General features: G+C 54.8%; 13 protein-coding genes. 10 read left to right on the forward strand and 3 right to left on the reverse strand.

Annotated elements, in window-relative coordinates:
• Positions 1-9: 9 nt before the first annotated feature.
• Complete coding sequence (locus MFFC18_RS16935; protein WP_148618946.1) at positions 10-846, reverse strand: hypothetical protein; 837 nt, start codon at positions 844-846, stop codon at positions 10-12.
• 221 nt (positions 847-1,067) lie between these two features.
• Here MFFC18_RS16935 and MFFC18_RS16940 point away from each other — a divergent pair, with 221 nt between their 5' ends.
• The 5 genes from MFFC18_RS16940 to MFFC18_RS16960 all read left to right on the forward strand — a co-directional run bounded on the left by MFFC18_RS16940 (position 1,068) and on the right by MFFC18_RS16960 (position 8,008).
• Positions 1,068-1,877, forward strand: coding sequence for a menaquinone biosynthetic enzyme MqnA/MqnD family protein (locus MFFC18_RS16940; protein ID WP_075086353.1), 810 nt, complete (start codon positions 1,068-1,070; stop codon positions 1,875-1,877).
• Positions 1,858-3,024, forward strand: a complete 1,167-nt coding sequence (gene mqnC / locus MFFC18_RS16945) for a cyclic dehypoxanthinyl futalosine synthase (RefSeq protein ID WP_075086188.1) — start codon at positions 1,858-1,860, stop codon at positions 3,022-3,024. Before MFFC18_RS16940 ends, mqnC begins: the two co-directional genes overlap by 20 nt.
• Before the next feature lie 247 nt (positions 3,025-3,271).
• Entirely contained in the window at positions 3,272-3,454 is a 183-nt protein-coding gene (locus tag MFFC18_RS16950; protein ID WP_075086187.1) for a hypothetical protein, read from the forward strand.
• The gene (locus MFFC18_RS16955; protein ID WP_075086186.1) at positions 3,451-4,182 is read left to right on the forward strand and encodes a PEP-CTERM sorting domain-containing protein; all 732 of its coding nucleotides are present in this window, start codon (positions 3,451-3,453) and stop codon (positions 4,180-4,182) included. The genes MFFC18_RS16950 and MFFC18_RS16955 overlap by 4 nt, the downstream gene beginning before the upstream one ends.
• A gap of 64 nt (positions 4,183-4,246) precedes the next feature.
• Entirely contained in the window at positions 4,247-8,008 is a 3,762-nt protein-coding gene (locus MFFC18_RS16960) for an FG-GAP-like repeat-containing protein (protein WP_075086185.1), read from the forward strand.
• Positions 8,009-8,074: 66 nt separating this feature from the next.
• Here the strand turns inward: MFFC18_RS16960 and ndk are convergent, their stop codons facing one another.
• The gene (ndk, locus tag MFFC18_RS16965) at positions 8,075-8,533 is read right to left on the reverse strand and encodes a nucleoside-diphosphate kinase (protein ID WP_075086184.1); all 459 of its coding nucleotides are present in this window, start codon (positions 8,531-8,533) and stop codon (positions 8,075-8,077) included.
• Between the two features lie 325 nt (positions 8,534-8,858).
• Here ndk and MFFC18_RS16970 point away from each other — a divergent pair, with 325 nt between their 5' ends.
• The 5 genes from MFFC18_RS16970 to MFFC18_RS16990 all read left to right on the forward strand — a co-directional run bounded on the left by MFFC18_RS16970 (position 8,859) and on the right by MFFC18_RS16990 (position 16,552).
• Positions 8,859-10,724 (forward strand): 2-oxoacid:acceptor oxidoreductase subunit alpha, encoded by a 1,866-nt coding sequence (locus MFFC18_RS16970; RefSeq protein WP_087149694.1) that lies wholly within the window; start codon positions 8,859-8,861, stop codon positions 10,722-10,724.
• Positions 10,725-10,821: 97 nt separating this feature from the next.
• On the forward strand, positions 10,822-11,832 hold the full coding sequence (locus tag MFFC18_RS16975) for a 2-oxoacid:ferredoxin oxidoreductase subunit beta (RefSeq protein ID WP_075086351.1): 1,011 nt from the start codon (positions 10,822-10,824) through the stop codon (positions 11,830-11,832).
• 185 nt (positions 11,833-12,017) lie between these two features.
• Positions 12,018-13,190 carry an aminotransferase class V-fold PLP-dependent enzyme gene (locus tag MFFC18_RS16980; protein WP_068267839.1) on the forward strand — a complete coding sequence of 391 codons (1,173 nt, stop codon included), beginning with the start codon at positions 12,018-12,020 and terminating at the stop codon, positions 13,188-13,190.
• Positions 13,190-13,936, forward strand: a complete 747-nt coding sequence (locus MFFC18_RS16985; protein WP_075086183.1) for a class II aldolase/adducin family protein — start codon at positions 13,190-13,192, stop codon at positions 13,934-13,936. The genes MFFC18_RS16980 and MFFC18_RS16985 overlap by 1 nt, the downstream gene beginning before the upstream one ends.
• A gap of 159 nt (positions 13,937-14,095) precedes the next feature.
• A complete protein-coding gene (locus MFFC18_RS16990; protein ID WP_084417391.1) occupies positions 14,096-16,552 on the forward strand; it encodes an FAD-dependent oxidoreductase in 2,457 nt (818 codons plus the stop codon).
• A 147-nt stretch (positions 16,553-16,699) separates the two neighbouring features.
• On the opposite strand, the gene MFFC18_RS16995 is transcribed toward MFFC18_RS16990, so the two are convergent.
• Positions 16,700-18,796 carry a cellulase family glycosylhydrolase gene (locus MFFC18_RS16995; protein WP_157665242.1) on the reverse strand — a complete coding sequence of 699 codons (2,097 nt, stop codon included), beginning with the start codon at positions 18,794-18,796 and terminating at the stop codon, positions 16,700-16,702.
• Positions 18,797-18,986 lie beyond the last annotated feature (190 nt).

Genomic DNA, 18,986 nt, shown 5'->3' on the forward strand with positions numbered 1-18,986 from the left:
AAGAACTACCTAGCGTTGCGTGCGACTTGCACGAGCCCGATCGAGCAATGAAGCTGAGCGGGTTCCGGCCGTTGGCTTCGTTCCGACAGTCGTTGGTGTTGCCGATTGAACGCTGGCTTTTCGCATTGCACGACATTCGGCACAATCGCAGGCTTTCTTTTTGGCAACGGCCACTGATTGTTGATTGATCGCAGAAGCGACTGTTGAGGACTGCTTGGCTAGCGGCGAATCGACCAAACCTGCGACGTTGACGCGTGGACGCAGCAGACCGCTTTTCTGCGCAGACGCGTTTGCGTAGTTCGTTCGCGAGACTTTTCGCTCTGATCCAGCCGAACGTTTGTTCGCAGCGACGGCCATCTTCGACCGACCGGCTTGCTCACGTTTGGCCGCAGCGATACAGCTTGCACATCCGCACGGGGCAGCCGTCTCAACGACTGATGCTCCTACGTTCGATCCGCAACTGCCGCCATTGCAACATGCTCCAGCACCATCACAAATACGCTGAGCGATTCGATCACGATCGGTTCTCCATTGAAGCACATCCCAAAACGTACAATGCAGCTTGTCGTCCTGCCCGGTCTTCCAACAAATGTAAGGCGAGTTCCGTTTGCACTCTTCGCCATCGCAATTGTAAAACGCTCCTGCGTGGCCCGTTTGCAAATTGAACAATCGGCTGCGCGTCGCTGGATCATCCGGAGCGTACTGGATCATCGAATCGGTGTCGTAGTCGCTGCGCAGCTTGTTCAGGATCTGGGCCTGACCACAGTCCGCCGACCAGGTTACGCCGACGAAGGCGAGACATGCGAAAATGAAACATAGCTGGTTGGGAGCGATACTGATTTTCATGGCCGTGCCGGTTGAGTTGCGAAAAGAGCCCTTCGTTTGCATTTCATCGACGCCACTAATTGGAGAAATCCGCTTTTCCCGAACGCCTGGCAGGGTTTGGCGACCAGGACAACTTGACGCAACCGTCAGAGTCGCTCATTTGGGTTGGCTCGCCACGGGCAGTACGGTTAAGTTGGTAAACCAGTCCGCTACCGACAATGATCCCGGAATTAGCCAACTCAATGTCCCAACGCCGAAAACGCATCGGAGCTGTTTCTTACCTCAACACCAAACCGTTGGTGTCGGGGCTGGACATGGTCAACGACCGTTATGAACTGGTATTCGATCTGCCCAGTCGCCTCGCCGACCGGCTTGCCAGCGGAGAGTTGGACGTGGCTCTGATCCCATCGGTTGAAGCGACGCTGAATCCGGACTATCGAATCGTGTCAGACGCTTGCATTGGATGCCGCGGACCGGTGTGGAGTGTCAAGCTGCTGTCGAAAGTTCCGCCTGAACAAATCAGGACCCTGGCTTTGGACGAAGGTTCCCGAACCAGCCGCGCGTTGAGTCGTGTGATTTTGGCGAACAAGTTTCATTGCCAACCGGCGCTGTCGAATTTGTCGATGGAAGCCGAATGGCGCAATTCACCGACCGACGCGGTTTTGATTATTGGTGATCGCGCCATGAATCTCGACCGGGGCGATTTCGAACACGAATGGGATCTGGGCGAAGTCTGGAACAAGTGGACGGGATTGCCATTCGTTTTCGCGATGTGGGTTGCTCGTGAAGCAGATCAACTGGACTTTCTCGCAGAGCTACTTTCCGGTGCTCGCGACCACGGCTTGCAGCAACTGGACAAGCTTGCCGCAGAAAACCACGCCGCCTACGGTCTCAGTGAACAGCAGTGCGAGGACTATCTGAAAAACCGACTCCATTTCTGGCTCGGCGCCGACGAAAAAAGAGCGCTCTGCCTGTTTTTTGAATATGCTTCCGGGCTATCGATCGTTCCCCAAAACACAGAACTTGAATTCCATGACTGCCAAACTGCATAGCAACATTCTGTCGAAAGCCGTCGCTGGCGAACGCTTGACCTTCGAAGACGGTCTCGCGTTGACCACTTGCGATGATCTGGCCGCACTCGGTTCGGCTGCCAATGCCGTGACGCGACGTTTGCACCCCGAAAACTATCGCACGTACAACATCGACCGAAACATTAACTACACCAACGTCTGCACCGCGGTTTGCGATTTCTGTGCTTTCTATCGTGGCCCGAAAAGCGACGAGGGCTACGTGCTGCCGCGGGAAGTTCTGCTCAAGAAGATCGAGGAAACGGTGGCTCTGGGAGGCGACCAGATTTTGCTGCAGGGCGGCTTGCACCCAAAGTTTAAACTCGACTGGTACGAGGAAATGCTGGGCGACATCAAACAGCATTTCCCTCAAATTAACGTGCACGGATTTAGCCCGCCCGAAATTCACCACTTCACCAAAGTCAACAATCTTTCGCTGCACGACGTCCTGTCGCGACTGAAGGACGCTGGCCTGGGTTCGCTACCCGGCGGTGGTGCAGAGATTTTGGTTGATCGTGTTCGAGACGAAATCACACGCGGCAAAGTGATGACCGATGACTGGCTCAATGTGATGCGAGTCTGGCACCAACTCGGTGGTCATAGCAGTGCGACGATGATGTTTGGCCATGCGGAAACGCTGGACGAAAGAATCCAGCATCTGCAGCGCGTTCGGGACTTACAGGACGAAACTGGCGGATTCACGGCGTTCATCTGCTGGACGTTCCAACCCGACAATACGGAGATGTCCGAGTATCCTCCGGCCGGCTCATTTGAGTATCTGAAGATGCAGGCGATCGCCAGGCTGTTCCTCGACAACGTGCCTTCGATCCAGTCCAGCTGGGTGACTCAGGGGCTGAAAATCGGGCAACTGTCGCTCATGTTCGGAGCCAACGATATGGGCAGTTTGATGATTGAGGAAAATGTCGTCGCGGAAGCCGGTACGGTCCACTATCTGACGCTGGACCAGATTCGCGAAGCAATCTCGGAGTTCGGCTTCGAGCCTCGACAGAGAGACGTGCACTATGAGCTTTTGCCTGAAGAGCATGAGAACCGTGCCGTCAACGCGAACCGAAAGTGGGTTTCGGATCGGGAAAAAGCGACGCCTGACGCCAGCGTTGTGCAGCTCGCGTAGCAAAGTCTCAGCCGCAGCTTGAGTCCGGTTGAGTCCGGATCACCTGGACTCTGCCGCAATCATTCAATTGTCAGTAAGGCGCTCGCCCCTTCAACAAGGGGATTCTAAGCCTCAATGTGTCCTGTCGGTGGAAAAGTACTCGACTTTACATTTGCGTTCCGCCGTTCAACGTTTGTTAATCCGTATTAACATTAGCAGCCGGCAATCCCGCTAACCCTCACACATTGACACATTGAATGGAGTACGCATGAACCGCACCTGCCTCTTGGCGGCCTTGATTTTGGCTGTAGTAAACTTTGGACCCTCAACCCAAGCTGACGTAATTGACGATTTTGACACCGGTGCCACGGCGGTCGGAAACATCAACGGCGGCAACGGTGGCTGGAACGCTAAATGGGCATCTGGAACTGACCAACAGATCTCTACGTGAATACGGCGGGAATTGGCGTTGGTGGATCAAACGCACTCTCGCTGGACGTGATGACGGCTCAGCGATCCTACAACGCAATCAACCAGAATGGCCTGACCGCTGCTGCTGGTGCGGGGAATATCCTGACACTGTCAGCCGATTTCCAGGTTTCGATTGGTGGCAATGCATTAGCTAACCAGAACAAAGCGTTTGCTGGACTTCAAATCAGCGACGACGACGACGTGTGGTGGAGCGGAACCAATCAGGGCGTCACCAAAACTGACTTTACGATTGCTCGTCGCGGTGCAAACGGCCAGATCTTTGGCATCAACGCACCGGGCGCTGCGATCGACGGATGGCACAACGTTTCGAACTTTGGATTGGTCGATGGCGTGACTGCCGGAACGAGCGACTGGTTCAAGATGGAAATCGTTCTGACCGACAACGGAGCAACTTACGATGCCGACTACAACCTGTACGACGCTGGCGGATCCGTCATCCACACATACTCGGCGGCGACAACGTACGCTTCCGGAACAACGCTCTACGGCGGTTTCACGACCGGATACAATGACGTTGAAGATGGAGCAGGGACTCCTTTGGTAATCAACTCCGTCAACGACGTGACAGGCGTGTCGATCGACAACTTCTCATTCACCGGCCCCGCAGCCGTCCCTGAACCGACTTCGTTGTCTTTGCTTGCACTTGGTCTTCTCGGAACCGTCGCGTTTCGTCGCAGAAGCCTGTAGTTGATATCATATTCAATGGACGCATCCGGTTGATGCGTCCATTTTTTATGCGCAAGATGTAGCCATGACTGGTCGCACTCAATTCTTGCTTGTTACGCTTACCTGCCTCGTAGCCGTTGCTACCGGCTGTTCCAAATCCGAAAAAGCGCCCGTCGAAGGCGAGCCCGAGAACGCTGTTCGCCAGCCGACGGTTGCGACAGACGGGTTCGATCCGTTTCGTGATGGACTGCTTCGCCGCAAGCTTAATTCTGCCAATGCTTCAGCAGACAGCGCGAAGGCGAAAACACAATTTTCGTTGGTGCTCGATTCTGGAATCGAATTCACCAACACTTTCCCGCGAAACAAAAACAATCGCCTGATCGAAACCGGTTCTGGCGTCGCGATCGGGGACTACGACGGCGACGGAGAAGCCGACGTGTACCTGCTGGCTGCGGAGGGGCCCAACAAGCTGTACCGTGGATTGGGCGGATTCAAGTTCGAAGACGTGACAGCAACTGCGGGAGTCGATGGCTCAACGCTGGGTAACGACGCGTTGGCAGCCGGAGCCTCCTTCGCTGATGTCGACAATGACGGAGATCTGGATCTTTTTGTTTGCAACATGGCCAGTGCGGACCTGCTCTACATCAACCAGGGCGACGGAACGTTCACTAACGAAGCGGCGCTGCGAGGGATTGGCAAAACCGGAGCCAGTAAAGTCGGCAGCTTTTGCGATTACGATCTGGACGGAGACCTCGACCTTTATGTCGTGACCTATCGCGACACCACAGACAGTCGCACACCTCAGACGATGACCATTGGAGACCGCGTTTACATCCATCCCGACTATCGAAACGCGTTCGGATTCGTCGACGGCAAGATCAAGGAATCCGGGCAGAGTGATTTTTTGTTTCGCAACGACGGCGAAGGGTTCTTTACTGATGTGACTGCCGAAGCACAGATCATCGATCACGCGATGGGACTTTCGGCGACGTGGTTGGACTACAACGACGACGGTCTACCTGACCTCTACGTCGCCAACGACGCCTGGCAGTCTGACAGACTTTTCCAGAATCGGGGCAACGGAACTTTCGTTGACTCGCTTCCCTCCGTCACCCGACACATGCCGTGGTTTTCGATGGGCAGCGACCAGGGAGACCTCAACAACGATGGCCATGTCGATTTGATGGTTGGCGAAATGTCACCCAGTTCCCATTTCCGTCAGATGCTGAATCGCGGCAACGTTGACGAGTCTGCCTGGTTTCTCGAATTTGGTGCTCCGCGACAGACCATGCGAAACGCAGTCTATTTGAATTCGGGATCTGGTCAGTTCATGGACGTTGGACAGATGACAGGTCTCTCCAGTACGAACTGGACCTGGGCAATGCGATTTGCGGACCTCAACAACGACGGGCGACTGGACGTGTTTGTCACCAACGGGCATGCTCGCGACAGCATGAATGCAGACATCGTCGGCAACTTGGCCAGGCTCAAAGATCAGGGAAAGATCGATAGTCTGTTGGAAGCAAGGAAAAACGTTCCGCCGTTGCGAGAGAAGAACATGGCGTTTGCAAACCGCGGAAACCTTGAGTTCGAAGATGCGTCGCAAAAATGGGGTTTGGATCTGGAAGGCATCAGCCACGGGGTCGCAATGGCGGATCTGGATCACGATGGCGATCTGGATCTGGTCGTCAACAATTTTTACGAACCGGCATCTGTTTATCGCAATGACTCACAGGAAGGAAATCGGCTGACGCTGTCGCTGCGCAGCCCATCTGGTAACACGTTCGGCTATGGCGCCAAAGTTGAATTGTGGTGCGGTGGCCAACTTCAAACCAAACACCTGTCGCCTGTTCGCGGTTACCTTTCGTCAGATGAACCCGTGTTGCATTTTGGACTGGGAGCAGCCTCCACGGTTGATCGGATGCGAATCACCTGGCCCGGAGGAAACGTTGAGGAGTTCGAACAGCTCGAAGCTGGGCAGCACTATCTGGCGATTGAAACCGCAACGCAATTGGATACTCCTGCAAAGCCAGAACAGCAGGTCGCAAATTTGGCGTTTTTGGAATCCGAAACGGGGCTGAAGGTTGAGTTCGAGCATCAGGACGGAAAACATGACGACTTCGCTCGGCAACCGTTGCTGCCCTATCACACGTCGCGAATGGGTCCGGGTATCGCGCTCGGTGACATCAACAACGACGGATTGTCTGACGTGTTCACTGGAAACGGCAACAATCGACCAGGCTCGCTGAGAGTCAACCGCGGTGCGACGATCTTTGAAGAAATCGATGGCCCGTGGGTGAAGCATTTTCTGCAGGACGACATGGGAGTTCTCTTCTTTGACGCCGATGGCGATGGGGATCAGGACTTGCTGGTCACCAGCGGCGGTTCGGAGTACGAATTGGGGCACGAGCAGCTGCGCGATCGGCTGTATTTGAACCAGCAAGGAGAAGTTTTCGATTACGCCGAACGATCGCTTCCGCGCACTGGCGTGAGCTCCAGCACCGCTGCGGCGTTGGACTTTGATCGCGACGGCGACCTCGATTTGATTGTTGGCTCGCGTTCGATCCCGCACAAATATCCGATTGCATCTCCGACCCGATTGTTGCGAAACGAACGAGGCACATTTGTCGACGTCAGCTGGAAATCAGCCAAACCTCTGGCCACCGCGGGAATCGTGAACTCGGTCGTGTGTACCGATTTCAACGACGACGGCTGGCCTGATCTTGTGTTGGCTACGGAATGGGGGCCGGTCCGATTTCTCCAGAACGACGACGGCAAGTTCCATGATGCGACTGAACGTCTGGGCGTCGCTCCTTTCACGGGCTGGTGGCGAGGCTTGGCCGCCGGTGATTTCGATAGCGATGGAGACCTCGATTTCGTGGCGACCAATCAGGGGCTGAACACGAAGTATCGAGCGGACTCGAACCACCCGATTCGTCTGTACTTCGGAGACTTTGACGATAGTGGCCGCATGGATTTAATTGAATCACATTTCGAAGGCGACACTGAATATCCGGTTCGCGGGCTGAAAAGCCTTTCGAACGCAATGCCGTTTGTCGGCCAGAAGTTTGAAAAGTTTGTGGACTTCGCGTCCGCTCCGCTCGCTGAGATCTACGACGTGGACGGACGGCAGTCTGCTTTCAAAGAAGCCAACTACTTGCAATCGTCGATCTTTTGGAATGACGGCAATTCATTTCGCGTCGAGCCGCTTCCCCGGATGGCTCAGACCAGCCCCGGTTTTGGAGTCGAGGTATTGGACTACGATTGCGATGGCGACATCGACATTTTGATCGCCAACAATTTCTTTGGAGCCCAGCCCGAAACTGGCCTGATGGATGGAGGACTGGGTGCATTGTTGGCCAACGATGGCGATGGGAAATTCAGCTTCGTTTGGCCTGGCGAAAGCGGTGTTTCGCTGGAGCAGGATTCAAGCGGACTGGCAGTGGCGGATCTCGATTTCGACGGCGACCTCGACGCAATCGTCTGTGTGCATTCCGGCAAAACACGAACGCTGATCAATCAAGCCAATCCGGAATCGTTCTGGAAGTTAACCATTTCAGGTGCGAAAGGTAACTCGCGTTCAATTGGCGCTCAGGTTACGGTCACGTTCGGCGATGGAAAAATTCAGCGCCACGAAGTTCGCGCTGGCGGCAGTTACCTGTCTCAGTCCGCGAGTGAAATCGTGGTCTATGCATCTGATGAAAATCCGATCTCCACGATTCGTGTTGCGTGGCCTACGGGCGAGATCGTTGAGTTGGGCAAAGAAGATTTGGCGAACGATGGTGAAATCACGATTGACATCACCGACGCGACTTCCGGCCAAAGCGATGACAGCGCAAAAAAATAACGTGAAAGCGACAACAGATTTGCTTCTGTTTGCCGCCACCACGTTTGCTGACCGGAACGATGTGGACTATTCGTCCTCAGCACGGAACCACGGAGTCAGTGCGACGTCATAGGCACAGAGTTCTGAATCGCTAAAGTACAAATCGATCTCCCGCTTCGAAGCTTCGACTCCATCGGACGCGTGAACCAGATTCATTTGACGGCTGCTGCTAAAGTCACCGCGGATGGTTCCGGGAGCGGCCTCAAGGCCGTTGGTGGCTCCCAGCATTTCACGCACGACGCGGATCACGTCCAGTCCCTGAACGACCATCGCAACGACGGGGGCTCCGGTGATGAACGCTTCCAAACCTGGATACCAAGGTTTCTCACAATGCTCTGCATAGTGCTGTTTGGCCAGATCCGGTGAGATCTGAATGAGCTTCATGGCGACGATATCAATCGCCTTAGCTTCAAAACGCGAAATAATGGTTCCGATCAGCCGTCGCTGGACGCAGTCGGGTTTGAGCAAAACAAGGGATCGTTCCATTGGGATTTCGACCTGAAAGTTGGGTTTAAAGAGTTTGAAATTTAACGCGGGAGCGGGATTCTAGCAGAGAAATCCCCCTTCCGAAATTGGATGCTTAGGGTTTAATATAGCGTCAAAAGCCAGCTTCGGCGGACCACGGTGGCAAGCTTTCACTCACGAAACCTGCTCAAATGCCGCACCCTCTGAAATTGTTGCTGAACGAAACCTGCACTGGCCGCCGAATGCACTCTTGAGACCCTGGCTAATAATTATCAATCCATGAGTCGCTTCGCGCACGAACTGTCTGCATTAAAGATCCCCCATTGGCTTTGTTGCCACCCAAACAATGATTCTCCCAACCGATCAGTTTCCCCCAACTCAAAAACCGTCTGAGTCCGTTTCCGGCGTTACCGTTCGTCTCGCTGGCGATTCAGGCGATGGCATGCAACTGTTGGGAACCCAGCTGACCAACACGTCCGCACTTTCTGGAAACGACGTTGCAACGTTCCCGGACTTCCCGGCTGAGATTCGTGCCCCGCGCGGAACGCGAGCCGGAGTCAGCGGATTCCAGGTTCAGTTTTCGGCCGAGGAAATTTTCACTCCCGGCGACGGGCTCGATGCACTCGTGTGCATGAATCCCGCAGCGCTGATCACGAACATTTCCGATCTGAAAAAGTCCGGTATTCTGATTGTGAATTCGGACAGCTTCGACGCCAAAGATTTGAAGCTTGCCAAGCTTGAAGTCAGCCCACTCGAAGACGGCACGACGGATCCGTATCGCACCATCCATGTGCCGATGACGAAACTGACACGCGGCGCCGTTGAGTCCACCGGTTTGTCGACCAAGTTCGCGGATCGTTGCAAGAACTTTTTCGCGATGGGTTTGGTGTTTTGGTTGTTCGGCCGCGACGTGGAACCGACGCTGCGTTTTATCGACAACAAGTTTGGCAAGAAAGCTCCTGAAGTTGCCGAAGCCAACCGGTTGGCGTTGAAGGCTGGATGGAACTATGGCGAAACGACTGAAGATTTCGCTTCGACCTATCAGGTTTCTGCTGCTGAACTTCCGTCGGGAACTTACAAGAACGTGATGGGCAATCAGGCTCTGGCGTGGGGCCTGGTCGCGGCGGCGAAGCTTAGCGAGAAAGAGCTGTTTCTCGGTTCTTACCCAATTACGCCAGCCAGCGACATTCTGCACGAGCTTTCCAAGCACAAGAATTTTGGCGTGCGTACTTTTCAGGCCGAAGATGAAATTGCAGCCGTCTGCTCCGCGATTGGCGCGGCATTCGGCGGCTCGATGGCGGTCACGACCAGCAGTGGACCGGGCATCGCGCTCAAGGGCGAAGGCATGGGGTTGGCGTTGATGTTGGAATTGCCGATGATCATCATCGACGTACAACGCGGCGGCCCAAGTACAGGATTGCCCACCAAGACGGAACAGTCCGACCTGCTGATGGCGATGCACGGTCGAAACGGTGAGTCTCCGTTGCCAGTGATTGCAGCCTGCAGTCCTGCCGATTGCTTTCAGGCTGCGATCGAGGCATGGCAAGTTGCGACGAAGTACATGGTGCCCGTGATGATTCTTTCCGACGGCTACATTGCCAACGGAGCCGAACCGTGGCGGATTCCGGAAGTGGACTCGCTTCCAAAAATTCCTGTCTCGCATCCGTCGGGCCAGAAGCTCAGCGGTGAACCGTTCTTGCCGTACAAGCGAGACGAAAATCTTGCTCGCCCGTGGGCCATTCCTGGCACCGAAGGCTTGATGCATCGCGTTGGCGGACTGGAGAAAGAAGACGGGACCGGAAACGTGAGCTACGACCCGGACAACCATCAGCACATGGTCGAAACCCGCGCCAGAAAAATCGCCATGGCGGCTGACTTCATCGACGAACTTGATGTCGATGGCCCTGAGAATGGCACGCTGGTTCTGAGTTGGGGCGGAACCTATGGCTCATGTCGAACGGCTGTAAAAACCTGCCAGGCGAACGGCAAATCGGTTGCTCACGCTCATCTTCGCTGGATCAACCCGTTCCCGAAAAACCTTGGCGAAATCCTCAAGCGTTACGACAACGTTTTGATTCCGGAACTCAACACCGGTCAGCTTCGATTGCTGATTCGCAACGAGTTCATGGTCGACGCGAAGGGCTTCAACAAGATCAAAGGCAAGCCATTCGCGGTCAGTGAACTGGTCGAAGCCATCGAAGCGATTGCCTGAGTGAAACTTCTTGCTCGTGACGACTCAAGCCGTCGCATATCCATTTACCGTCGCATTTTCGCCGCGGCACAAGCTGCAACATCAACAAAGCAACATCATGTCAACTGAACTGCCTGTCCTCAAAGCCAAAGATTTCGAATCCGATCAGGACGTCCGCTGGTGCCCTGGCTGTGGCGACTATTCGATTCTCGCCCAGATGAAGAAAGTGCTTGCCGATATCGGCGCCAAGCAGGAATCAACCGTGTTCGTTTCCGGTATCGGTTGCTCAAGCCGCTTTCCGTACTACATGAACACGTACGGAATGCACAGCATCCATGGTCGTGCTCCTGCGTTCGCGACCGGGCTCAAATCGACGCGACCGGAACTCGACGTGTGGGTGATCACCGGCGATGGCGACGCGCTTTCGATTGGCGGCAACCACTTGATGCACGTCATCCGTCGTAACCTTGACATCAACATCGTTCTGTTTAACAACAGCATCTACGGATTGACCAAGGGACAATATTCGCCGACTTCGAAAATCGGCAAGGTCACCAAGAGCACGCCCCGCGGTTCGATCGACCATCCGTTGAATCCTCTGTCCATTGCGTTGGCCGCAGAAGGCACGTTCGTCGCCCGCAGTGTGGATTCGCATATCAAGCACCTTGTTGCGACGCTCAAACGAGCCTCGGAGCACAAAGGAACTTCGTTTGTTGAGGTTTACCAGAACTGCAACGTTTTCAACGACGGGATCTGGGAATACGCGAAATCGAAAAAGACCAAGGACGAGACGACGGTTGTGCTCGAGCATGGCAAGCCATTGGTATTCGCCAACGGCAAAAAAGGCATTCGCCTCAACGGTTTCGAACCGGAAGTGGTCGAGCTTGACGGCAACGTGTCGGTTGACGATTTGTTGTTCCATGACGAAAAATCGACTCAGCCTCATCTTGCAAACGTGCTGGCCCGGATGCGTCATCCTGAGTTCCCGGAACCGATCGGTGTTTTCCGTGCGGTCGAACGTCAAACATACGACGAAGGCATCAACCAGCAGGTGGTTGACGCTCGGGAAGAGCAGGGCGACGGAGATTTGGCCAAACTGTTTGCGTCTGGCGACACCTGGACGGTTTAGTTCGGTCAGCGTTTCAGCTGCACCGGACTGCCTGAGCAGTTCAATCAGTCTCGGACTATTTGAGCGGCCAGTCTGTCCCAGACTGTTTGAGTAGGTCAGTCTGTCCCAGGCTGACAACCATCTCTCAACCAAATATCATCCTCCTAAAACTTGAGTCCGGGACAGGCTCGCCTAAGCCCAACGCCGTGCCGATCTATCTCGACAACGCAGCGACCAGCTTTCCCAAACCGGAACCGGTTTACGCTGCGATCGATCGAGCCAACCGCGAATACGCCGTTTCAGCAGGGCGAGGGCGATACCAACGAGCCAACGATCTGCAACGTCTGTTGGCTCAGACTCGAACGGCCATCGCCGACAGGATCAACGCGGAATCTGCAAACGAAGTCGCTTTCGCATTCAGTGGAACCGACGCCCTGTCCACAGCAATCCTCGGATATCTTAAACCGGGAGACCACGCGATCGCGTCTTCGGCTGACCACACTTCGGTGCTCAGACCGCTTTGGAATCTGCAACACCACCACGGAGTCGAACTGACCGTTGTCGGTTGTGACGAACACGGCGTTGTTGATGCTCGCGACATCGAAGTGGCTTGCCAGCCGAACACGAAAATGGTTTGCCTCACACACGCCAGCAACGTCACCGGAGTGCTTCAACCAGTGAAGGAAGCCGGACACATCTGTCGCTCAAAAGAGGTCGCCTTTCTGGTCGACGCGGCCCAAACGATTGGCCATCACCCAATCGACGTGCAACAAATCCAGTGTCAATTTCTGGCGGCTCCCGGACATAAAGCTCTTCTCGGACCGCTGGGGACTGGATTCCTGTACGTCGACGGCACGGTCGCTGACGATTGTTCTCCGCTCCGCTTCGGTGGCACCGGTTCGACTGGCAACGAGATCGAACAGCCGCAAGCGATGCCGCAAAAGTTCGAATCGGGAAACCTCAACGTCCCGGGAATTGCCGGACTGAAGGCGGCTTTAAACTGGCAACCGCCAACTGGCAATTCCGCGGCGGATTCAGAACAGGGCAGCTCGCTTTCGGTCCTCAGCCAACAGCTGGCCGATCGACTTCGGCAAATCGCGGGAGTCATCACTTACGGTCCGGCCGAAGTGCAGACGCCCACGATCTCTTTCAACATTGAAGGACTTGATTGCCAAACGGCTGGCATGCTGCTCGACAGCCAGTTCGAAATCGAGTGCCGTACAGGCTTGCATTGTGCTCCGCTGATCCACGAAAAAATAGGCTCGACTCCGTTCGGAGGAACCGTGCGTTTCAGTCCTGGCATTTTTACGACGCAAGTCGAAATCGATCAGGCAGTGGTTGCCGTGGAGTCAATTGTTCGCGAGTTGGGAGTTAGCTAATGAGTCATTTTCCAAACGAACGAACGTTGATGTGCGAGGTCGGGCGTCGCATGTATGCACGTGAGTTCGTCGCGGCGCATGAAGGCAACCTTTCAATTCGGCTTCCTGATGGAAACGTTTTGTGCACGCCAACGATGCGTTGCAAAGGCTTCCTGGAACCTGATGAGCTTTGCGTTATCGATCTGGAGATGAATCAACTTTCTGGCGCTCGCAAAGCAACCAGCGAGATTCGTTTGCACCTGGAGATCTTTCGACAGCGACCCGATATCCGTGCTGTCGTCCATTCACATGCTCCTCACGCGACGGCTTTTGCAATCGCCAATCGACCTTTTCCCTGCGGCGTGCTGGCCGAGCCGGAGTTATTTCTTGGCGAAGTCGGATTGGCTCCATTCGAAGTCCCGGGCACCGACGCATTTGCTCAATCGGTGACTCCTTTTGTCAAACACACCAATGCGATCCTGTTGGCGAATCACGGAGTGGTCACATACGCCGAAGATCTTGAGAAAGCACTTTGGATGACCGAAATTTTGGACTCGGCGTGCAAGACGATTCTGCTTTCGATGTCGATCGGCGGACCGCAGCAGCTTTCGCAAAAGCAGAGCAGGGCGTTGGCTCAGGCGCGAGCCCGCTACGGATTTGCTGACGCGCGTCCACTCGACGATCCCGATGTGGATGTGAGAAGCAACCTGTTGTTTGGCGGACAGAACGCCGCAAACGGATTTGACGACGACTATTTCGGAACCTGATTCGCCAAACGGACAGTTAACCTCAATAGACGAAGCACGGTTCTGCTTTCCAGCGATGAATCAGGAGCAACCAGCCAGACCGCAGCATGATGCGAAATTCCCAGGCATCGCGGCTCACAAACTTTAAACTTTTAGACGCGGCGGCGACGTGAATTTGCCATGGAGCAAGCACTGAATTCTGATTTGACTCAAACTTTGCCACCGCATTTGCTTGAGCGGACACGCGTTGTTCAGGAAGGAGACCGCCAAGGCAAATTCGTGCTTTACTGGATGAGAACCGCAGTGCGCGCGGACGAGAATCCTGCGATCGATGTCGCCATCCTGCTGGCCAAAGAACTTGATTTACCGCTGTTGGTTTATCAAGCGATTTCGCAGCACTATCAATATGCCTCCGACCGACACCACACTTTTATGCTCGAAGGAGCACGCGACGTTCAGCAGCAATTTCGTGAACGTGGCATTTCCTACGCGTTTCATCTCGCGACACCGGACGATGACCAACCGCATTTGATCACGCTTGGCCGCGACGCTGCCGTCGTCGTTACCGAAGAAATGCCAGTCGATCCGCCGCGACGATTTTTGCGGGCACTTTCCGGCCAGATCGAAACGTTGACTCTCTGCGTCGACACGGCCTGCATCGTTCCCATGCAGTTGGTTCAAAAAGCTCACACGCGAGCGTTCGAGTTTCGTTCCGCGACTCGTGAGCTGTATGAATCACGGCTGGGCCGACCGTGGCCAGCGATCGAAGACTCTACGAACCGGGACCGGCCAAAGCAATTCGATCTTGAAGATCTACCGTTCGAGCCAGTCGACCTTCAGGCACGCCGGCTGAGTGAGCTGGTTGCAGCGTGTGCTATCGATCATTCAGTTGGCCCAATTCAGGACACCGTTGGCGGATCGAAAGCGGGCTATGAGCGTTGGGTTCAGTTCCGCGAACACGGAATGTCGCGATACGCCAGGCAGCGCAATAACGCTTTGCTTGACGGAGTCAGCCGCATGTCGGCTTACCTTCACTACGGCATGGTTTCGCCGTTTCGAATCGCTCGAGAAACCGCACAGGTCTGCAATGCCGGTAGCGAAAAGTATCTTGATGAGCTTTTGATATGGCGTGAGATGGCCTACGGATTCTGTTTTCATCGCAGCGACCACGACCAATGGTCCGCGATTCCGAATTGGGCTCAGGAGACGCTCGAAGAACACCTACGTGACCCACGCGAATCCATTTACTCGTGGGAGGAACTGGCGCGGGCACAGACTGACGACGCGCTTTGGAACGCGGCTCAACGGTCGTTGCTGCGACAGGGCGAGCTGCACAACAACGTGCGTATGACTTGGGGCAAAGCGATTCTGAATTGGACCGAAACGCCGCAACGGGCGCTAGAGTTCATGATCGATTTGAACCACCGCTACGCGCTCGACGGGCGCGATCCGGCATCGTATGGCGGACTGCTCTGGTGCATTGGTCAGTTCGATCGTCCATTCAAGCCCGCTTCGAAAATTTTTGGAACCGTCCGTTCACGCAGCACTTCCGATCACGCAAAACGGTTGGACGTCGCAAAGTTTCACCAGAAGGTTTCGGCGCTTCGATTCGACCCCGTGCCTCGTGTCGCGGTGATAGGAGCCGGAATTTCCGGACTGTTTGCGGCACGAACGCTCGCCGACCATGGCGTGCCGGTGACTGTTTTTGACAAAGGACGCGGCGTCGGTGGGAGAATGTCAACGCGGCGTATCGACGGCGTCCAACGTTTCGACCACGGAGCACAATATTTCACGGTTCGTGATGCCCGCTTTCGTCGCTACGTTGATTCATGGATCGAGCAGGGCATTGTCGGACGTTGGCCGAACCCGGAATGCGAAGCCTCGCACCAAATCGCGGTTTTCAACAATGGTGAGAAATCGATCAAGCAGGATTCGAACGAGCGATTCGTCGGCCAGCCAGGCATGAACAGCATTTGCAAACATCTGGCCAGCGGGCTGGATGTGCAAACGTCGACTCGCGTCGGGCGAATTGAAGCTCGTGAATCAGCAATGCGACTGTTCAGAGATGACGGTGATTTGCTGGGGCGATTTGATCGGCTGATTGTTTCCGCGCCGGCGAAACAGACGGCAGAGTTGCTGCGGCAGTATCCAGAGATTTGCGGGGCGATTCGCAATATCAGGATGAATCCGTGTTGGGCCGTGATGGCTTCTTTCACTGAACCGATCGCCGACGATTGGGTCGGAGCATTCGTTCATGAGTCGATTTTGACGTGGGTGTCACGCAACAGCAGCAAACCAGCGAGGCAGAAACAGAGCGAAGATTTGGTGCTGCATTTGGGACACGAATGGACGGCCGAAAATTGGGATAGGGATCCTGAAGAGGTCGCGGAAATCGCCCTCGATGCGTTTTGGAAATGTTCTGCCATCGCCGCTCGATCCCCAACGTTACTTCGAGCCCACCGCTGGAAGTTTGCGATCCCTGAAAACCCGGCTCAATCAAGATGCTTTTTCGACCCACAAGCCGGAATCGCGGCGTGCGGCGATTGGGCGGGAGGCCCGCGAGTTGAAGGAGCCTTTCTCAGCGGCATGTCGGCTGCCGGACGTATCCTGAATTCGATCGGGCGATTGAAGTATTGAAGCAGGGCTGGACTTCTGACGCGATGAAGTCTCAGCCGATTCGTCAGCGTGATCGTGCCGGAGTCCGCCAGAATTTTATTGCCTGGCCTGGAGCGACGTGGACCAACACAAGAAAGCAGCCATTTCAAACTGAACGTCGCGGCACAACTACGGCGTAAACTCAGGGACCAAGGACTGGATCAACGGCGTTCGCCAAGCATTTCCATTGGGATCATAGATGCCAAATCCAGCACCGAACTCCCAATACGTGAATGGAATTTCCAGCGTCTCCGACCAATCACGCACAGCCGTCGTCCAGCGAACTCGCGAGTCAATATCGGCCGGATTGTAGGCCCCGAATTCGCCCAGATGAATCGGAACTCCGTGCGTGATTGACCAAATCTGGGCCTGCAGAAACGCATTGGCGATCGCGTCTTCTTCCGATGCCAAAAGCGGCACCGTGACGTCGTTTCCGTTGAGCGTTGCGTTGCTGAGCTGGAACTGCGGTTGGGCATCCGGCGTCAGGTTCTGAATCGTGATATCACTGATCGGCAATGAGGAACTGAATTCGAACGAGTACTCGTTCGTGCCGCTCGTCGTTTGAAAGTCTTCAACGAAAACCTCAACGTCATCTGAATCGCGAAGCGAAACCCTCAGAGACATGGCCGCGTCGATCGTGAACTTCAGGGTGTCGGTGTCTGCAACGGGAGTCGTCGCATGGAATCGGGCGCCTGCCCATCCTTCGGTATACTCGATTCCCAGCGAACCAATCGTCGGTGTGAAAGTCGTGTTCCATGACCAGCTCTGCCAACGGCTGCCAAAGCTTACTCGATCGTTGATCCACAGCGTTCCAACCGGCGGCGACGGGTCTACCCATTCGGCCCCTTGATGTGTAAACGCGAACGGTTCGTAGAAGTGAAACGTTCCCACGAGATACGGATCGTCGGGAGGATCAAGATTCAACAAGCCACCGATGCTGTTGTACGAAACGCCCCCGACAAGCACCTTTCGTGTCGCATTGGTTTCGCGAATTTTCGCCAGTGCCACTGCGAGATAGTCGCCCCAAAGCGCAGGATTCGTGTTGAACGCGGCGTGCGGCTCGTTGAGAACCTCGAAGTAAACCGATTTCGGCTGTCCAGAATATCGAGTCGCGATTTGCTCCCACATGGCAATCGCCCGCGGCGTTTCTGTAACCGGGTTGGCGTTGAGTTCGTCATAGTGGTGCACGTTGACAATAATCTTCAGCCCTCTTGACACCGCCTGATCGACGCACCAGTCGACTCTTGAAAAGAACGTTTCATCGATCGCATATGGGGCGGTTTGCGAAGTGTGGTGCGTCCATGAAATTGGCAATCGTATATGGTCCATGCCCGACTCGACAACCAAATCAAAGAAGCGTTCTTCGACTGACAACCCCCAGGCACCTTCGTTTGGCGCCTCAAGCATGTTGCCGAAGTTTACGCCCCGATTAAATCCGATGCCGGGTCGTTCCGAAGAACTGGGCTGAATCAACTTCAATGGAAAGAAACCAGAGAGGTGGTTTCTGGCGATGCTCACATCTGTCGCGTTGACGCGTCCATCGCGGTCAACGTCATACTGATTCTCGATGTCGACATTAAAGAAACCCGACAGGTTTGAGCGGACAGCGCTAACGTCGTCCGCGTCGACACGAGCGTCCACGTCCGAGTTCATGGTTTCGCCGACCGCGTTGCCAAAATAGAACACATCGTCTGCCGCAAGCTTCGTCGTCGTATTGCCGAGCACACGAATCTGCAACCACGTCAACTTGATCGATGAGTCTGGCCAAATGATCGTCACACGATCGGATCCTTCGACTCCAGCACCAAAATCTGTCTCGATAGATACTGGAGCCGGAGCCAAACTCCAGCTATCAGAATCATCCTCGTTTCCGACCTTGAACTCAAAGTCATCGACATCGACTTCGCCGTTGAGGGATTCGAAGTCGACAACGATCCCGTTGATTCCGAGCAAGTAACTGGAATAGTTGATCTTGGTGGCTGTGGCTCCGTCGAACAATGGTTCCTTGTCAGGCGCGATCGCATCGTAATCGCTGAGGTCATCAAAGCTGCAATTGTTGTAGAACAGGTATCGACCTTTGACCGTGACTTCCGCGTTCGACATCATTCGGCTTCCGCGCGGAATCGCCATCGGGCGCAGTCCGGCTTGCTTGACTTCTTTTTTTGCAACGACCGTGGAACGCTGGGCGGATGCGATCTCTGTGGAGCTGAAAAATAAGCAGAGCATGGAGCAGATGACTGAGAGACGTATGCTTTTTGTCGCCAGAACTGACATTGTTTCACCTCAATCAAAATTGACATTATCGTCACAGCTCGAACCTTCAGCCAGCAAGTGTACCAGCCCAGCATGCTTTTCTGCCTTGTTCGGGAAAATCTGATTGTTGGATGGCCAACCCTAATTTACTATCTGTTATCCA

Origin of the sequence: Mariniblastus fucicola (genome assembly GCF_008087665.1) — a bacterium.
GTDB classification, from domain to species: domain Bacteria; phylum Planctomycetota; class Planctomycetia; order Pirellulales; family Pirellulaceae; genus Mariniblastus; species Mariniblastus fucicola.

What these genes read in the sequence shown, in the direction of transcription:
- MFFC18_RS16935 (WP_148618946.1), bottom strand. Translation starts at nt 846, where the DNA reads ATGAAAATCAGTATCGCTCCCAACCAGCTATGTTTCATTTTCGCATGT.
- MFFC18_RS16940 (WP_075086353.1), top strand. Translation starts at nt 1,068, where the DNA reads ATGTCCCAACGCCGAAAACGCATCGGAGCTGTTTCTTACCTCAACACC.
- mqnC (WP_075086188.1), top strand. Translation starts at nt 1,858, where the DNA reads ATGACTGCCAAACTGCATAGCAACATTCTGTCGAAAGCCGTCGCTGGC.
- MFFC18_RS16950 (WP_075086187.1), top strand. Translation starts at nt 3,272, where the DNA reads ATGAACCGCACCTGCCTCTTGGCGGCCTTGATTTTGGCTGTAGTAAAC.
- MFFC18_RS16960 (WP_075086185.1), top strand. Translation starts at nt 4,247, where the DNA reads ATGACTGGTCGCACTCAATTCTTGCTTGTTACGCTTACCTGCCTCGTA.
- ndk (WP_075086184.1), bottom strand. Translation starts at nt 8,533, where the DNA reads ATGGAACGATCCCTTGTTTTGCTCAAACCCGACTGCGTCCAGCGACGG.
- MFFC18_RS16970 (WP_087149694.1), top strand. Translation starts at nt 8,859, where the DNA reads ATGATTCTCCCAACCGATCAGTTTCCCCCAACTCAAAAACCGTCTGAG.
- MFFC18_RS16975 (WP_075086351.1), top strand. Translation starts at nt 10,822, where the DNA reads ATGTCAACTGAACTGCCTGTCCTCAAAGCCAAAGATTTCGAATCCGAT.
- MFFC18_RS16985 (WP_075086183.1), top strand. Translation starts at nt 13,190, where the DNA reads ATGAGTCATTTTCCAAACGAACGAACGTTGATGTGCGAGGTCGGGCGT.
- MFFC18_RS16990 (WP_084417391.1), top strand. Translation starts at nt 14,096, where the DNA reads ATGGAGCAAGCACTGAATTCTGATTTGACTCAAACTTTGCCACCGCAT.
- MFFC18_RS16995 (WP_157665242.1), bottom strand. Translation starts at nt 18,796, where the DNA reads ATGCTCTGCTTATTTTTCAGCTCCACAGAGATCGCATCCGCCCAGCGT.